Genomic DNA, 15,609 nt, shown 5'->3' on the forward strand with positions numbered 1-15,609 from the left:
CCGTGCCCGGCTGCCGGCCGGGGCCCTGGGACGAGGGGAACGACATGACCTGGGCATCTTGGACCACGGTCGGGATCCACGCCCGCCCCGGCGCGGTGCAGACCGAGGAGATCGGCCCGATGCAGGGCGATCTGACCATCCACACCACGTGGTCGGAGGACGAGGCGCACGTCGCCGTCCAGTACACCGGGTCCTCGGACTGGTACACCATGGTCGGCAGCCCCGTCCCCTGCCACTCCGAGGCGGACAGCCGGGCCTTCCACCAGGCCGTCGTGGAGGCCGTCCGCGGCGGTGAGAAGGCCGAGGCGTCGCTGGAGGAGCTCTTCCGCACGGGCTAGCGGGGCGGCGGCCAGACGCAGCAGAAGGCCGGGACGGCGTCCGCGCGGTCCCGGCCTTCGCCGTGCCCGGAAATTTTCCGGCCCGCGCGGTGCAACCTTCGGGCCGTGACGTGAGTCTCCGTTCCCGGACCACGATTGGTCATCTTCCGACTACCCAAAGTCGATCAATTATCAATTTTTGGCTTCCTGGTGCGGAAAATCGATCATTTTCCTTTACATGCCCATGCCAGGCATACCAGGGTCGGTGCGGGGCCGGACGGCCCCCGCGGTGCGCAACGGCACCGCGTGTACGGGCGGTTGCCGCATACCGCCGCCCACAGCACATAAGGAACGAATCAGTGCGTAGACCCCACATACGCAACCGCCGCCTGGCGATAGCCCTGGCGGTCACCACGGCGGCCGGCCTCACCGCGGGCGTCGCCGCCGCGGCCACCGCCACCCCCGCCGCCTCCACCGCGGCCACCCCCTCGGTCGTCGACACCGCCCGCGCCGCCGCCTACGCCCACGCCGCGGCCACCGGCGTCGGCCGGGACGACACCCTCCAGGCCACCGACACCCTCACCGACCCCGACGGCCGCCGGCACGTGCGGTTCGTCCGGACCCACCGCGGGATGCCGGTGCTCGGCGGCGACCTGGTCATCCACCTGGGCGCGGACTTCGCCTACCAGGGCGTCACCCGGGCCGCCCGCCACCAGGTCGAACCCCCCGCCGACAGCCCGAAGCTGTCGGGCCGCCAGGCCGCGGACAAGGCCGCCGCGGTGGCCCAGGGCACGGCCGGCGAGCCCCGCCTCGTGGTGGACGCCCGCGACGGCCGCTCCACCCTCGCGTACCAGGTCCAGGTCGCCGACAGCCGCACCGACGAGACCGGCGGCGCCCGGACCGTCGTCATCGACGCCACCACCGGCCGCGTACTGAGCGACATCCCGGTCAACGAACCGTTCCTCTCGCCGACCGTGCTGCACAAGCTCCGGCAGCGCGGCGAGCGGCCGAAGCCCGGCACCCCGGCCGCCACCACCCCGGCCACCCCGCCGGCCCCGCCGGCCGCCCGCTACCCGGCACCCGCCACCGGCACCGGCGCCTCCTTCTTCGTCGGCCCGGTGAAGCTGTCCACCACCCGTACCGCCGCGCACGCCTACGTGCTGCGCGACACCACCCGCGGCAACACCGAGACCCGCGACGCCGGCGGCCGGGAGCTGGACACCTTCATCGCCGGCCGGCCGGTCACCAGCGGCACCAACCGCTGGGGCGACGGCACCGCGGCCAACCGCGTCACCGCCGCGGTCGACGCCCAGTACGGGATCACCAGCACCCTGGACTTCTACAAGAAGACCTTCGGCCGCAACGGCATCAAGAACGACGGCGCCGGCGCGCACGCCCTGGTCCACTACGGCCGCAACGTCGGCAACGCCTTCTGGTCCTCGGACTGCGGCTGCATGCTCTACGGCGACGGCGACGGCAAGGTCTTCACCAAGCCGCTGGTCGTCCTGGACGTCACCGGCCACGAGCTGACCCACGGCGTGGTGGACGCCACCGCCCGCCTGGAGCCCACCCGGGTCGACGCCGAGGGCCGCCAGTTCGGCGAGCCCGGCGCGCTCAACGAGTCGCTGGCGGACATCTTCGGCACCGCGGTGGAATTCGCCACCGACAACCCGAAGAACCCGCCGAACTACCTCATGGGCGAGAAGCTGGGCCTGGCCCAGAAGTTCCTGCGCCGGATGGACCGGCCCTCCCTGGACACCCTCGAAGGCACCGTCGACTACTGGTCGAAGGACACCTACGACACCGAGGTGCACGCCGGCTCCGGGGTCTCCTCGCACGCCTTCTACCTGCTGGCCGAGGGCAGCGGCCGCAAGACCATCGGCGGCGTCGCCTACGACTCCCCCACCTACGACGGCGGCAAGGTCACCGGTATCGGCCGGGACAGGGCGACCGCGATCTTCTACCGGGCGCTGACCCGCTACATGGTCTCCACCACCGACTTCCACGGCGCCCGCGTGGCGACCCTCCAGGCCGCCAAGGACCTCTACGGCGCGGACAGCGCGGCGTACCGGGCGGTGGACCGCGCCTGGGCGGCGGTCAACGTCACCGCCGCCAACACCCCCACGCGCTGACCCCGCCCCCGGGGAAGGACGCACCGGTGCCCCCGCCCACGCGCGGGGGCACCGCCACGCGCGGGCGCACCGCCTCCTCGCACCGGCGGTCCCCCGCGCCTACGTTGACGCCATGACCGTGCCCCGCCTCCGGAACCACCGCCCCGGCAGCGCCGCCGCCGCGGCCGTCTTCGCGATCGGCATGGCCGGGACGACCCTGCCAACCCCCCTCTACGGCCTCTACCGCCGCCAGCTCGGCTTCTCCGAACTCATGGTGACGGTGGTCTTCGCCACCTACGCGGCCGGCGTCATCGCCGTCCTGGCCCTGGCCGGCAACGTCTCCGACCGCACCGGCCGCCGCCCGGTGCTCTTCACCGGGCTGGCCCTCTCCGCCGCCAGCGCGCTGTGCTTCCTCTTCGAGGGCGGGCTGCCGCTGCTGCTGGCCGGCCGGCTGCTGTCCGGCTTCGCCGCCGGGCTGTTCAGCGGCGCCGCCACCGCCGCCGTCCTCGAACTCGCCCGCCCCGGCCGGGAGTCCCGGGCCGGTTTCGCCGCCACCGCCGCCAACATGGGCGGCCTGGGCTGCGGCCCGCTGCTCTCCGGGATCCTCGCCCAGTACGCGCCGCGCCCGCTGGCCCTGCCCTTCCTCGTCCACCTCGGACTGCTCGTCCTCGCCGCCGGGCTGACCTGGGCGCTGCCGGAGACCGTCGCGCACCGGCCGCGTTCGCCGGGCCTCCAGCGGCTGCGGGTGCCGCCGGAGGTCCGCGGGGTGTTCGCACCCGCCGCGGTCGCCGCGTTCGCCGGATTCGCGCTGCTGGGGCTGTTCACCGCGGTCGCGCCGAGCTTCGTCGCGCAGACCCTGGGCGTCACGAACCTCGCGGTGTCCGGCGCGATCGTCTGCTCGGTCTTCGCCGGCTCCACGCTCGGCCAGGCCCTCACCGGGCGCCTCGGCCCCCGCAGCGCCCTGCCGGCCGGCTGCCTGGTCCTCGTCGCCGGTCTCGTGCTCGTCGGCGCCTCGCTCGCCGCGACCTTGCTTCCGCTGCTGGTCGCCGGCGCGATCTGCGGCGGCACCGGCCAGGGCCTCGCCTTCCGCGCCGGCCTGACCGCGGTCGGCGCCGCCGCCCCCGAGGAACACCGCGGCGGCACCCTCTCGGCCTTCTTCCTCGTCGCCTACCTCGGCATCTCCCTGCCGGTGGTGGGCGTCGGCGCGCTCACCGAGGGGCTGGGGCTGCGCGGCGCCGGGCTGGTCTTCGCCGGCTGCGTGATCGCGGTGGCGGTCGCGGTCGGCGGCTACGTCCTGCGCCGCCCGCTGCCGGCCGAACGGCCCGCGTGAGCCCGTAGGGAGTGCCCGGCCGAATTCCGGGCAGGGCTTCCACGGCGGCGGCGTCCGACCGCCGCGCCGCACAACGCAACGAGGAGTGCCCGTCCGCCGGTCCGCCCGGCGGTGCCGATCCGGTGGCCGCGCAGCACACCGGTACAGGGCCCCGCGCGCACCCCACGAGTCCGTGCCGGCACCCACCGGCACACCGCCTCACAGGAGTTCACGCATGGCCGACACCCGCCCCCACCCGGAGACCCCCGCAGAGCCGGCCGCCGGCGGCGACCTGCTCGTCCGCGACGCCCGGCTGCTCGTCATCGACGGCGGCACCGAGATCCCCGCCGGCTGGATCGCCCTGCGGGACGGCCGCGTCGCGGCGTACGGGTCCCCCGGCACCGAGCCGGAGCGGGCCGCCCGCACGCTCTCCGCGGCCGGCCGCCTGGTCACCCCCGGCCTGATCAACACCCATCACCACATCTACCAGAACCTCACCCGCTCCTACGGCCCCGCCGTCAACGGCACCCTCTTCAACTGGCTCACCACCCTCTACCCGCTGTGGGCCGGCCTCGACGAGGAGGCCGTCCACCTCTCCACCTATGTCGGCCTGGCCGAACTGCTGATGGGCGGCTGTACGACGTCGGCTGACCACCACTACGTCCACCCCCGCCCCGGCCTGATCGACGCCCAGATCCGCACCGCCCGGGACCTCGGCTTCCGCTTCCACGCCACCCGCGGCTCGATGACCCGCTCCACCGAGGACGGCGGACTGCCGCCCCGCTCGGTCACCCAGACCGCCGAGGAGGTCCTCGCCGACAGCGAGCGGCTGGTGAAGGCGTACCACGACCCGGAGCCGGGCGCGCTGATCCGGGTCGCGCTGGCCCCCTGCTCGCCGTTCTCGGTCACCCGGGACGTGATGACCGCCACCGCCGAACTCGCCGAGCGGCTGGACGTCCGGCTGCACACCCACCTCGCCGAGGACCCCGACGAGGACACCTACTGCCTGGAGAACTACGGCTGCCGGCCCGTCGAGTACTTCGAATCGGTCGGCTGGATGACCGACCGCACCTGGGTCGCGCACTGCGTCCACCCCGACAAGGAGGAGCGCGAACGGCTCGCCGCCGCCGGGGTGGGCGTGGCGCACTGCCCCAGTTCCAACATGCTGATCGCGGGCGGCACCGCGGCGGTCCAGGAGATGCGCGGGCTGGGCATGCCGGTCGGCCTCGGCTGCGACGGTTCGGCCTCCACCGACCACGCCTCGCTGTGGCTGGAGACCCGCAACGCCCTGCTGCTGGGCCGCTACCGCGGCGGCCCGGCGGCGATGACGGCCCGGGACGCGCTGGACATCGCCACCCGCGGCTCGGCCCGCTGCCTGGGCCGGGACGACGAACTGGGCCATCTGCGCCCGGGCGCCTGCGGTGACCTGGTGGTCTGGGACACCCCCGAGGTCGCGCTGGCCGGTGCGCTCACCGACCCGGTCGAGGCGTGGCTGCGCTGCGCCCCGTCCCGGGCCTGGACCACGGTCGTCGGCGGCCGGGTCCTGGTGGACGGCGGTGAACTGCGGCTGCCGGCCCTGGCGGAGAAGCTGCGGGAGCACGAGCGGGTGGCCCGCCGCATCCAGCAGCTGGCCTGACGCACCGTCAACTCCCTTGTCGAGCAGGCCGTTTCAGGCGGCCCGCTCCGGCGGTTCCTCGGCCCGGCGCCGGCGGAAGAGCAGGTGGAGCCCCAGGGCGACCACCAGCGCCGCGGTCGAGGGGCTGCCGAAGACCAGCTGCCACCACTGCGGGAAGGCGTGGTAGATCCGCGGCGCGACCACCGGCAGCATGCCCGTACCGATGGCGGCCGCGGCGATCAGGAGGTTGTCGCCGCGGTCGAGTCCGGCCCGGCGCAGGATGTCCACGCCGACCATGGCGACGGTGGCGAAGCAGATCAGCGAGGCGCCGCCGACCACCGGCCGGGGCAGCGAGGCGATCAGCTCGCCGAGCTTGGGCAGCGTGCCCAGGAACATCATCAGGGCGCCGCCGACCGCGGTGACGTACCGGCTGCGGACGCCGGTCATGATGGTCAGGCCGATGTTCCCGGCGAAGACGGTGTCCGGGAAGGAGTTCATCGCGCCGCCCAGCACACCTGACAGGCCGTCAGCGGCCAGCCCGCGGCCCAGCTCCCGGTCGGTGAGCGGCTGCTGGACCGCCTCGCTGACCGCGATCATCTGCGCGGTCGACTCGGCGAACACCACCAGCATCACCACACACATCGACACCACGCCGGCGAGCGGGAACTCCGGTGCCCCGAAGCGGAACGGCGTGACGATCCCCAGCCAGTCCGCTGACCCGACCCCGGAGAAGTCGATCAGCCCCGCCGGGACCGCCGCCAGCGTCCCGGCGAGCAGCGCCAGCAACACGCTGACCTGCGCCAGGAACCCGCGCAGCAGGCGGCGGAGCAGCAGCAGGCACCCGATCACCCCGCCGGCCAGGGCGAGGTGCACGGGCGGCGCGTAGTCCGCTGCGGCCGGGTCGTCGCCGGCGATCATGCCGGGCGCGGCACCGATCAGCGCCAGCCCCACGACGGTGATCACCACCCCGCTGACCAGCGGCGGGAAGGCCCGCAGCAGCCGGGCGAACGGGACCGCGACCAGCATCCCGAAGACCCCGGCCGCGATCATCGAGCCGTAGACCGCGGGCATCCCGTACTCCCGCGCGATCATGATCATCGGGGTGACGCAGACGAACGAGCCGCCGGTCACCAATGGCCGCCGCACGCCCAGGAACCGCCCCGCGCCCAGGCTCTGGACGATGGTGATGATTCCGGCGACGAACAGGTCCGCGTTGACCAGGGTGCTCACGGCCGCGGTGTCCAGGCCCGCCCCGGCGCCGAACATCAGCGGGACCGCGATCGCGCCCGCGTACATCACCAGGGCGTGCTGCACCCCGAGGCCGATGGTCCGTCCGGCACCGGGGTGGTGCGCGCCGCCCGGGCGGACGGGCCGGGGGCGGCGCGAGGCGGCGCGGCGCGGGGTGGTGCGGCGCGGGGTCAGGGTCACGGGCCGTCGGTCCGGGCGGCGAGCAGCCGGGCCGCCTCCCGGGGCGAGTTGGCGTTGAGCTTCCCGGCGCGCGAACCGCCCAGCTTCTCCGCCAGGTGGCGGCCGACGGTGGTGGGCGGATACAGCGGCTCGGCGCCGGCCGGGACGCAGCCGGGCAGGCAGGCGATCTCCGCGTCCCAGTTGCCGTCGTGGAAGAACGCGGCGGACCGGCGGCGCCCCACCCGCCCGCTGGCATCGGCCGGCGGCAGCACGCGGTGCAGCGTGGACAGCCACCGGTCGTTGGTCCAACGGGCCAGCAGATCACCGAGGTTGACCAGCAGGCAGCCCGGCTCGGGCAGCACATCGTGCCAGCGGCCCTCGGTGTCGAGGATCTGGAGCCCGGGCACCCGGTCGGCCCAGAGCACCGTGACGATGCCGTAGTCGGTGTGGGCGCCCATGCCCATCCGGTCCCGGTCGATGACCAGTTCCGTCTCGGGCAGCGCGTAGTGGTTCATCCGCAGCACATCGAGGGAGTGGTCGGTGAACGGAACGAAATGGTCCACCGCCAGCCCCAGGGCGTGCGCGAAGATCCCGGTCAGCCGCCGGGCCAGCCCGCCGGCCTGGCGGCACCACTCCTCCACCGCGTCCCGGAAGCCCGGCAGCGGCGGCCAGATGTTGGCCGGGTAGTGCTCCTCGGGCAGCCCGAGCCCGGGGAACGCGGCCGCCTCCGCACCGACGTTGAACGCCTCGAAAAGATCCTCGGCCGCCGCCGGCACGCCCAGGCTCAGGCTCAGCTTCTCGGTGCGCGGCGGGGTGTAGCCGCGGTTGACGTCCGGGGACGGCGCGCACAGCGCCTTCTTCTCGGCCATCGGCAGCCCGAAGAACGCGTCCTGCGCCGCGGCGAACGCGTCCACCGCGGCGTCCGGTATGCCGTGTCCGGCGATCTGCATGAAGCCGACGGTGCGGGCCGCCCGGTCGACCTCGGCCGCGATGCGGTCCCGGTCGGCGGCGGTTCCGCCCGCCCATGCGGAGATGTCGATGACGGGTACGTCCAGTACCCCGTTCACGGCCGTGGCCCTGCCCATCGCAAGCCTTCCTTCCGTCACACCGGTCACTCCGACAACGCGCCGGCACTCCCGTGCGGCGCCCACCCACCCCTTTCCGTTTCAACAGTTTGATGAACATCCTGTTAACGACCCCGATCCGAACCAGCCGAAACCAGCCGCCGGTTGGCCGAGACCTCCTCCCAACTCCTCGCAATACGGCGACAGTTCGCCGGATACCGAACGGCCGCCGGTCTACCCTCCCCGCATGACCACCCCTCCGCGGACCCCCGTCCGCCGCCCCTGGGCACCGCGCGCCGGCCGCTCCCCCGCCGCCTGGCCCGCGGTGGCCGCCGCGGCCGTCACCGTCGTCCTGTGGGCCTCCGCCTTCGTCGCCATCCGCGGCGCCGGCGCCGCGTACTCACCGGGCGCCCTGGCCCTCGGCCGGCTCCTCACCGGTTCCCTGGTGCTGGGGGTGCTGGTGCTCATACGCGGCGGCGGCCGCCCGCCGCGCGCCGCCTGGCCGGGCATCCTCTGCTCCGGGCTGCTGTGGTTCGGCGCGTACACGGTCGCGCTCAACTGGGGCGAGCGCGAGGTGGACGCCGGCACCGCCGCGCTGCTGGTCAACACCGGCCCGCTGCTGGTCGCGCTGCTCGGCGCCCGGCTGCTCGGCGAGGGGCTGCCGCGGCGGCTCCTGGCCGGGATGGCGGTGTCGTTCGGGGGCGCGGTGGTGGTGGGCCTGTCGATGTCCGGCGGCGGCCGGTCCTCGCTGCTCGGCGTGGCGCTGTGCCTGCTGGCCGCGGTCTGCTACGCGGGCGGGGTGGTCGCGCAGAAGCCCGCGCTGCGCCACACCGGCGCGCTGACGGTGACCTTCTACGGCTGCCTGACCGGCGCCGCCGCCTGCCTCCCGTTCGCCGGCACCCTGGTCTCCGAGGCGGCCCGCGCCCCGCTCCCGCAGACCCTGAACGTCCTCTACCTCGGCGTCTTCCCGACCGCCGCCGCCTTCACCACCTGGGCGTTCGCGCTGGCCCGCAGCACCGCGGGCCGGATGGGCGCCACCACCTACGCGGTGCCGGTGCTGGTGGTCCTGATGTCCTGGCCGGTACTGGGCGAGGTCCCCGGGCCGCTGACCCTGGCCGGCGGCGCGCTGTGCCTGGCGGGGGTGGCGGTGTCGCGGCGGTCGGCCCGCACGTCTCCGACAAGTACGCAGCGAGAGAAGGCAATGTGACGAGTCGTCAGTTTGCCCGCCACCCCGGCGCACGCCCCAGCATCGTCAGGATCCGGTCCAGCGCACCGGCGCCGTCCGGCTCGGGCAGCGCCGGACGGAAGGAGCTGCCGGGGGCCTGCCGGGACGCGCCGTCGGGCACGGCGCGGGCGATCGGCAGGGCGGCGTCGAGGAGTTCGGGGTCCGGGTCGTAGGGCAGGTCCAGGGCGCGGGCGAGGTCCCAGCTGTGGACGACGTAGTCGACGAGGTGGAAGCCGATGGCCCGGGCGGCGGGTACGGGCCGCTCGGTGCTGACCTCCGGGAGCGCGAACGGCCGGCCGGGCCCGTCCACCGCCGCGAAGGCGGTGAGGACGTCCTCGGCGGCGCGGCGGTAGCGGTCCACCGCCGCCGGGACGTCGTCACCGACCGGGTGCACCGCCCAGTGCCCCGGATCGGCGCCGCGGCCCCGCGCGGCCGCCGCGAATCCCCGGTGCTGGGCCGTCAGATGGCCGAGCAGGGCGGCCAGGTCCCAGCCGGCGCAGGGCGTGGGCCGGGCGAGGTCGCCGGGGGCCAGCCGGTCCACCAGGGCCACGCTGCCGCGTACCGCGCGGGCGTCGAGTGCGCGCAGGCGGTCCAGGGCCGCCCCCTCATTATTCGTATGCATGCGCTTACGATGGGCGCCGGCGCACGATGTGTCAACGGGTATTTTCCTGTCCATGGCCGAGAACGACAGCGAGCGGGACACCCCGACCGGAGGGCGGCCGGCGGACCGCCCCGACCTGGCCGCCCTGCTGGTGCCCCTGTGCCGGGCGCTGGTGGACGCCGAGCGGCCGGTGCTCGACGCGCACGGCGTGACGATGTGGGGGTACGGGGTGCTGCTGCGCCTGGGCGAGACCCCGTTCCGCAGCCAGGCCGCCCTGGCCGAGGCGATCCGCGCGGACAAGACCCGGATCATCCCCGTCCTGGACGACCTGGAGGCGCGCGGGCTGATCGACCGCCGCCCCGACCCCGATGACCGGCGGGTGCGGCTGCTCTCCCTCACCCCCGAGGGCCGGCGCCTCCGGGACGCGGTCCAGGCCGATATCCGGCGCGGTGAGGAGGAGTTGCTGGCCCGGCTGCCGGCCGCCGACCGGCAGGGTTTCGTCCGGGCGCTGCTGGCCCTGCACGCGCTGCCCGCGATCCCCCCGCACCGGCCCGCCGCGGACGCCTGACCGGACCGGGACCGGGCGCGCACCGGCGGCCCGCACAGGAACAGCGGGTGCCGGCGCCGGGCCCCCGAGGGGGAGGGTCCCGGCCGGCACCCGCTGCCGGGGTGTCCGATTACGTCGCAGAAGCTACGCCCGCCCGCTCACCGGCGGTGGTGGTGCTCTCTGCCGTGCTCGTAGCCGCCCTTGCCGCAGCCCTCACTGAAGACCGGGTTGCCTTCGAGGACGGCGGCGGAGAGCGAGCAGCCGCCGAACCAGCCCTTGCCGTAGTGGTCGTGGTGGTGCTTGCCACCGGCGAGTGCGGCACTCGCTCCGCCCAGGACAATGGTGGTGGCCAGGGCGCTGGCTGCGATCGCGGCGCGGATGCGCATGTCTGCTCCTCAGGAGTATCGAGGGGGGATATCGACCTTTTCAGGAATCACCCTGGCGAAAGCTATTAAAACCTGCCTTACCGCCAATCGTGTGGTCGTTCCCCGGCCGCCCGGCGGCCCGGGCGCCGCACCTCCGGGCCGCCGCGGCGTCAACTCCCGGATGCCGCAGGGGAATTGAGGGCGGGGTCGGCGGTCTCGTCCGGCTCCGTCCGGGGCAACCGCTGTGGGGGCCGCAACCCGAACATCACCAGAATGACCGCCACCGCCAGGAAGCCGGCCAGCACCGCGAAACCGGTCAGGCTGGTGCCGGTGGCGTCGGTCAGCCACCCGACCAGGTACGGACCGGCGAAGCCGCCGAGGTTACCCAGCGCGTTGATCAGGCCCATCGCCACGGCCACCACCTCGAAGCGGAGCAGCCGGCCGGGGATCGCCCAGAAGGGGCCGTAGGGCGCGTAGACCGCGGCGGCGGTGACGCACAGCAGCACCATCCGGGGCAGCGCCCCGTCCACCACCTGGCCGAGCAGCAGCGCCGCGATGCCCGCGGCCAGCGGGACGGCGACCGCGCGCCGCTGGTTCCCGGTGCGGTCCGACCAGGCGGCGGTGGCGATCATCGCGGCCAGCGCGACGGTGAACGGGACCGCGGTCAGCAGCCCGACCTCGGTGGCGGAGCCGTCGTGGGTCAGCTCCTTGATGACGGCCGGGAGCCACAGGCTGAAGCCGTAGAAGCCGGTGATCCAGAAGAAGTAGACGCCGATGAGGACCAGGACGGACCGCTGGCGGACCGCGGCGCGGTACGAGCCGCCGGCCGACGCGGGCTTGGCGGCCTCGTCGGCGGCCAGCGCCGACTCCAGGTGGGCGGCCTCGGCCGGCGAGATCCAGCGGGCCCGCGCGGGCCGGTCGGCGACCGTGAACCACCACACCACCGCCCACAGCAGCGGCGGCAGCCCCTGGAGGACCAGCACCCAGCGCCAGCTGGCGTGGTCGAGCATCCAGCCGGACAGCGGCGCCATCAGCACCGAGGACAGCGGCAGGCAGGCCATCCACAGGGCGTTGGCGCGGGCCCGTTCGCGGAGCGGGAACCACGAGGCGAGCAGGATCAGGACGGCGGGCCAGACGCCGCCCTCGAAGAAGCCCAGCACGAACCGCGCGGCGTAGAACTGGCCCCGGGTCCGCACCAGTCCGGAGAGCACCGCGGACAGCCCCCAGGCGACCATGAGGATCAGCACGGTCTTCCGGGCGCTCCAGCGCTGGGCGAGGACCGCCGCGGGTATCTGGAGGAAGACGTAGCCGAGGAAGAAGATGCCGCCGGCCAGGCCCTTGTCGGCGTTGGAGAGGTCCAGGTCGCCGTGCATGTAGGGGAGGACCACGGAGACGTTGTTCCGGTCCAGGTACGCCAGCATGTACATGATGGCGGCGACCGGGATGACATAGGCCCAGCGTCTGGCCGGGACCGCCGCGGGCGGTGGGGCGTCGGTCATCGAGCACCTTTCGGGAGGGGCGCGGCGCGGGGGGGGGGGCGGCCGCGCCGTGCGGGAGGCCGCGGCAGGCGTCACTTTCGTCCCAAGTGCCACTGCTGCCACGGCAGTTGCCCGTCGCGCGCCACGGAGGGTAGCAGCCGGCCGGGGCGCGGTCAGGCGCCGTCGCGGTCCGCCGCGCGCGCCTCGCCGTCGGGCAGCGCCTGCTCGGTCCAGATGACCTTGCCGTCGCCGGTGTAGCGGGTGCCCCAGCGCTCGGCCATCTGGGCGATGAGGAAGAGCCCGCGCCCGCCCTCGTCGGTGGTGGCGGCGTGCCGCAGATGCGGGGAGGTGCTGCTGCGGTCGGCCACCTCGCAGATCAGCGAGCGGTCGTGGATCAGCCGGACGCCGATCGGCCCGGCGGCGTACCGGATGGCGTTGGTGACCAGTTCGCTGAGGATCAGCTCGGTGGTGAACGCCTCGTCCGCCAGCCCCCATTCGATGAGTTTGCGGACCGCGGCGGCGCGGATCTGGGCGACCGAGGCGGGGTCGGCGGGGACCTCCCAGTCGGCGATCCGGGCCGGGTCCAGCCGCCGGGTGCGGGCGACCAGCAGTGCGATGTCGTCGGCCGGGCGGTCCGGCAGCAGGGCGCCGAGCGCCGCCTCGCAGGTCTCCTCCGGGCTCCGGGCGGGCGCGTCGCCGAGGGTGGTGCGCAGCACGGCCATGCCCTCGTCGATGCCGCGGGCGCGGTCCTCGACCAGCCCGTCGGTGTAGAGCACCAGGCGGCTGCCCTCGGGCAGCTCCAGCCGGCAGGTGTCGAACGGCATCCCGCCCAGGCCGAGCGGCGGGCCGCCGGGCACGTCGACGAACTCCGCGCCGCCGTCCGGGTGCAGCAGCAGCGGCTGGACGTGTCCGGCGCGGGCCATGGTGCAGGTGCCGGTGACCGGGTCGTAGATGGCGTAGAGGCAGGTGGCGCCGGTGACCGGGAGCTTGGGGCCGTCGCCGGTGGACTCCGCGCCCTCGTCCTGGTCGATCCGGGCGACCAGTTCGTCCAGGTGCCACAGGAGTTCGTCGGGCGGGACGTCGAGGTTGGCGAAGTTGTGGACGGCGGTGCGCAGCCGGCCCATGGTGGCGGCGGCGTGCAGGCCGTGCCCGACGACGTCGCCGACGACGAGGGCGACCCGGGCGCCGGGCAGCGGGATGATGTCGAACCAGTCGCCGCCGACGCCGCCCAGCCCGCCGAGCCCGGCCTGGGCCGGCAGATAGCGGAAGGCGGCCTCCACGGCCTCCTGGTCCGGCAGGGCGCGCGGCAGCAGGCTGCGCTGGAGGGTGACCGCCATGGTGTGCTCGCGGGTGTAGCGGCGGGCGTTGTCGATGCTCACCGCGGCCCGCGCGACCAGCTCCTCGGCGAGCGAGAGGTCCTCCTCGTCGAACGGTTCGGGGGTCTCCGAGCGCCAGAAGAGGGCGACGCCGAGGATCGCGCCGCGGGCCCGCAGCGGCACCGCGATCAGCGAGTGGATGCCGTTCTCGACGATCAGCCGGGCCCGCTCGGGGTCCTGGAGGTGCCAGCCGGAGAACGCGGCGAGGTCGGGCTCCAGAACCGGTTCGCCGGCCGTCAGGCGGGTGCCGAGCACGGTGACCGGCGGGAAGCGGACCGGCTCGCCGACCGGGTAGAGGGACCCGTCGGGCACCTCGCCGCCGACGGCGGTGCGGCGCAGCTCCATGACCGGGCCGCCGGCGGTGGGCTCCTCGCCGCGCAGCACCGCCTCGGCGAGGTCGACGGTGACCAGGTCGCTGAACCGCTCGGCGCCGAACCGCGCCAGCTCCTGGCAGGTGCGCACCACATCCAGGGTGGTGCCGATCTCGGCGCCGGCGTCGTAGAGCAGCCGCAGCCGGCCGCGGGCGATGTCGGCGCGGCCGGTCAGGGCCTGGAGCTCGGTGGTGTCGCGGAGGGTGGTGACGCTGCCGGGCGGGCCGCCGGCGCGGTCGGTGGAGCGCTGGTTGACGGCCAGCAGCCGGTCGCCGACCGGGTGCACCTCGTCGGTGGCGACCCGGCCGGACTCCAGCAGCGCGGCGGTGGCCGGGTCCAGGCCCAGCTCGGCGATCCGGCGGCCCTCGACGTCGGCGGGCAGGCCGAGCAGCCGCCGGGCCTCGTCGTTGGCCAGTACCAGCCGCCCGTCGCCGCGGACGATCAGGACGCCCTCGCGGACGGCGTGCAGCACCGCGTCGTGGTGTTCGTACATCCGGGTCATCTCGGCCGGGCCGAGGCCGTGGGTCTGGCGCCGCAGGCGGCGGCTGACCAGGGCGGTGCCGCCGGTGGTGAGCAGCAGCACGCCGGCCGCGGAGCCGAAGATCAGCGGGAACTGGTCGTTGACGACGCCGCTGACCTTGCTGATGGTGATGCCGGCGGCGACCAGGCCGACGACCTTGCCGCCGGGTCCGGTGACCGGTACCACGGCCTGGACGAGCGGGCCGATGGTGCCGGTGATCTTCTCGGTGACCATCCCGCCGTTCAGCGCCGGGCCGATGTCGCCGACGAACTTCTTGCCGATGCGGTCCGGGAGCGGGTGGGTGTAGCGGATGCCGCGGGTGTTCATCACCACGACGAAGTCGACGCCGGAGCCCTTGCGGGCGGCCTCCGCGCGCGGCTGGAGGACGGCGGTGGGGTCGGGGCTCTTCAGGGCGGCCGGGAGGCCCGGCGCGGCGGCGAACGTCCGCGCCACGGCGACCGAGCGGTTGCGGGCCTCGCGGTCGGAGTCGGTCCGGGACTGGAGCACCAGGGCGACGAGCGCGGCGGCGACGAGCAGGACCACGATCGCGACCTGGAGGAGAAAGACCTGGCCTGCGACAGTTCGCATCCTCGGAACCGAACGCGGGCGGCCGTAGCGTCCGGCCATGTCCTCTTTCTACACCTCCCGCATACGGTGGGCGAGCCGCGCACTGCGCAGCGCAGCGGCGCCGGGCGGCCGTGCGGCGTGCCCCGCCAGTAAAACCTGTCGGTATGTTTCCCGGCTACGGGTGTGCGCTCCCCCGTCGGGTGCGTGTAACTCTTCCCACAGCGCCGGACGGTTGCGGAGGGGCGGCGGATCTGCCGGGCGGTCCCGGCGGGCCGGCCAAGGGGCCTGGTCAGCGGCGGTTACCGGGGAGTCGGGCCGGGCGCGGGGGCGGCGGCCTTGCGGAAGAAGGCGTTCCGGGGGCCGCCGGGCGCGTATGAGACGTTCGTGGGCATGCATGTTGCAGCAGAGGAGATCCGTGCCGGTGCGGCCGTGCTCATCGACCACCACGCGCGCGGTGTGTGGCGGCCGAACGGCGCCGACCGCCGGACGGCCGGCGCGCTGTTCCGCTTCCTGGAGACCGGGCGGCCGCTCGGCGGCGAGCAGATCCGCGCCGCGCTGGCCGCCGCGGACCCGGCGGCGCCGGTGAGCGCCGGGCTGCTGGCGCTGCTGCGCGGCACCGCCGGGCTGCTGGACGACACGGACGCGGCCGACGGCCCCGCCGGGCGGGACGCCGTCGACCACGTGTGCCTGCTGCTGGACGCGCTGGCGCTGGCCCGGCCGGAGGGCGGCCGGTAGG

The 15,609-nt window shown here is 74.7% G+C and carries 13 protein-coding genes; 7 read left to right on the forward strand and 6 right to left on the reverse strand.

Annotated features, from left to right (window positions below):
- Positions 1 to 44 precede the first annotated feature (44 nt).
- The 4 genes from ADL22_RS28805 to ADL22_RS28820 all read left to right on the forward strand — a co-directional run bounded on the left by ADL22_RS28805 (position 45) and on the right by ADL22_RS28820 (position 5,373).
- Positions 45 to 338: a hypothetical protein gene (locus ADL22_RS28805; RefSeq protein WP_066986209.1), complete on the forward strand. Its 294-nt coding sequence runs from the start codon at positions 45 to 47 to the stop codon at positions 336 to 338.
- 338 nt (positions 339 to 676) lie between these two features.
- Positions 677 to 2,449, forward strand: coding sequence for a M4 family metallopeptidase (locus ADL22_RS28810; protein ID WP_066986212.1), 1,773 nt, complete (start codon positions 677 to 679; stop codon positions 2,447 to 2,449).
- Between the two features lie 112 nt (positions 2,450 to 2,561).
- On the forward strand, positions 2,562 to 3,758 hold the full coding sequence (locus tag ADL22_RS28815; protein WP_066986215.1) for an MFS transporter: 1,197 nt from the start codon (positions 2,562 to 2,564) through the stop codon (positions 3,756 to 3,758).
- 214 nt (positions 3,759 to 3,972) lie between these two features.
- Positions 3,973 to 5,373, forward strand: coding sequence for an 8-oxoguanine deaminase (locus tag ADL22_RS28820; RefSeq protein WP_066986218.1), 1,401 nt, complete (start codon positions 3,973 to 3,975; stop codon positions 5,371 to 5,373).
- A 33-nt stretch (positions 5,374 to 5,406) separates the two neighbouring features.
- Here ADL22_RS28820 and ADL22_RS28825 read toward each other — a convergent pair whose 3' ends face one another.
- Both ADL22_RS28825 and ADL22_RS28830 read right to left on the reverse strand, forming a co-directional pair.
- Positions 5,407 to 6,780, reverse strand: coding sequence for a nucleobase:cation symporter-2 family protein (locus ADL22_RS28825; RefSeq protein WP_234430891.1), 1,374 nt, complete (start codon positions 6,778 to 6,780; stop codon positions 5,407 to 5,409).
- A complete protein-coding gene (locus ADL22_RS28830; protein ID WP_066986221.1) occupies positions 6,777 to 7,844 on the reverse strand; it encodes an isopenicillin N synthase family dioxygenase in 1,068 nt (355 codons plus the stop codon). Before ADL22_RS28830 ends, ADL22_RS28825 begins: the two co-directional genes overlap by 4 nt.
- A 226-nt stretch (positions 7,845 to 8,070) precedes the next feature.
- Between ADL22_RS28830 and ADL22_RS28835 the strand changes: the two genes are divergently transcribed.
- On the forward strand, positions 8,071 to 9,030 hold the full coding sequence (locus ADL22_RS28835) for a DMT family transporter (protein ID WP_066986224.1): 960 nt from the start codon (positions 8,071 to 8,073) through the stop codon (positions 9,028 to 9,030).
- A gap of 7 nt (positions 9,031 to 9,037) precedes the next feature.
- Here ADL22_RS28835 and ADL22_RS28840 read toward each other — a convergent pair whose 3' ends face one another.
- The gene (locus ADL22_RS28840; protein WP_066986227.1) at positions 9,038 to 9,670 is read right to left on the reverse strand and encodes a TIGR03086 family metal-binding protein; all 633 of its coding nucleotides are present in this window, start codon (positions 9,668 to 9,670) and stop codon (positions 9,038 to 9,040) included.
- Between the two features lie 52 nt (positions 9,671 to 9,722).
- Between ADL22_RS28840 and ADL22_RS28845 the strand changes: the two genes are divergently transcribed.
- On the forward strand, positions 9,723 to 10,217 hold the full coding sequence (locus tag ADL22_RS28845; RefSeq protein ID WP_066986231.1) for a MarR family winged helix-turn-helix transcriptional regulator: 495 nt from the start codon (positions 9,723 to 9,725) through the stop codon (positions 10,215 to 10,217).
- Between the two features lie 137 nt (positions 10,218 to 10,354).
- Here ADL22_RS28845 and ADL22_RS28850 read toward each other — a convergent pair whose 3' ends face one another.
- From ADL22_RS28850 to ADL22_RS28860, 3 genes are all read right to left on the reverse strand, one after another.
- The gene (locus ADL22_RS28850; RefSeq protein ID WP_066986234.1) at positions 10,355 to 10,582 is read right to left on the reverse strand and encodes a hypothetical protein; all 228 of its coding nucleotides are present in this window, start codon (positions 10,580 to 10,582) and stop codon (positions 10,355 to 10,357) included.
- 149 nt (positions 10,583 to 10,731) lie between these two features.
- Positions 10,732 to 12,060 (reverse strand): MFS transporter, encoded by a 1,329-nt coding sequence (locus ADL22_RS28855; protein WP_066986237.1) that lies wholly within the window; start codon positions 12,058 to 12,060, stop codon positions 10,732 to 10,734.
- A gap of 152 nt (positions 12,061 to 12,212) precedes the next feature.
- Entirely contained in the window at positions 12,213 to 14,933 is a 2,721-nt protein-coding gene (locus tag ADL22_RS28860) for a SpoIIE family protein phosphatase/ATP-binding protein (protein ID WP_066986240.1), read from the reverse strand.
- Between the two features lie 330 nt (positions 14,934 to 15,263).
- On the opposite strand from ADL22_RS28860, the gene ADL22_RS28865 reads away from it, so the two are divergent.
- Positions 15,264 to 15,608 (forward strand): hypothetical protein, encoded by a 345-nt coding sequence (locus ADL22_RS28865; protein WP_066986317.1) that lies wholly within the window; start codon positions 15,264 to 15,266, stop codon positions 15,606 to 15,608.
- Position 15,609 lies beyond the last annotated feature (1 nt).

The organism is Streptomyces sp. NRRL F-4489, from assembly GCF_001509485.1.
Taxonomy (GTDB): Bacteria; Actinomycetota; Actinomycetes; order Streptomycetales; family Streptomycetaceae; genus Streptomyces.

Coding starts and splice junctions, on each gene's coding strand:
- ADL22_RS28805 (WP_066986209.1), top strand. CDS start 45: ATGACCTGGGCATCTTGGACCACGGTCGGGATCCACGCCCGCCCCGGC.
- ADL22_RS28815 (WP_066986215.1), top strand. CDS start 2,562: ATGACCGTGCCCCGCCTCCGGAACCACCGCCCCGGCAGCGCCGCCGCC.
- ADL22_RS28820 (WP_066986218.1), top strand. CDS start 3,973: ATGGCCGACACCCGCCCCCACCCGGAGACCCCCGCAGAGCCGGCCGCC.
- ADL22_RS28830 (WP_066986221.1), bottom strand. CDS start 7,844: ATGGGCAGGGCCACGGCCGTGAACGGGGTACTGGACGTACCCGTCATC.
- ADL22_RS28835 (WP_066986224.1), top strand. CDS start 8,071: ATGACCACCCCTCCGCGGACCCCCGTCCGCCGCCCCTGGGCACCGCGC.
- ADL22_RS28840 (WP_066986227.1), bottom strand. CDS start 9,670: ATGCATACGAATAATGAGGGGGCGGCCCTGGACCGCCTGCGCGCACTC.
- ADL22_RS28845 (WP_066986231.1), top strand. CDS start 9,723: ATGGCCGAGAACGACAGCGAGCGGGACACCCCGACCGGAGGGCGGCCG.
- ADL22_RS28850 (WP_066986234.1), bottom strand. CDS start 10,582: ATGCGCATCCGCGCCGCGATCGCAGCCAGCGCCCTGGCCACCACCATT.
- ADL22_RS28855 (WP_066986237.1), bottom strand. CDS start 12,060: ATGACCGACGCCCCACCGCCCGCGGCGGTCCCGGCCAGACGCTGGGCC.
- ADL22_RS28860 (WP_066986240.1), bottom strand. CDS start 14,933: ATGGCCGGACGCTACGGCCGCCCGCGTTCGGTTCCGAGGATGCGAACT.
- ADL22_RS28865 (WP_066986317.1), top strand. CDS start 15,264: ATGCATGTTGCAGCAGAGGAGATCCGTGCCGGTGCGGCCGTGCTCATC.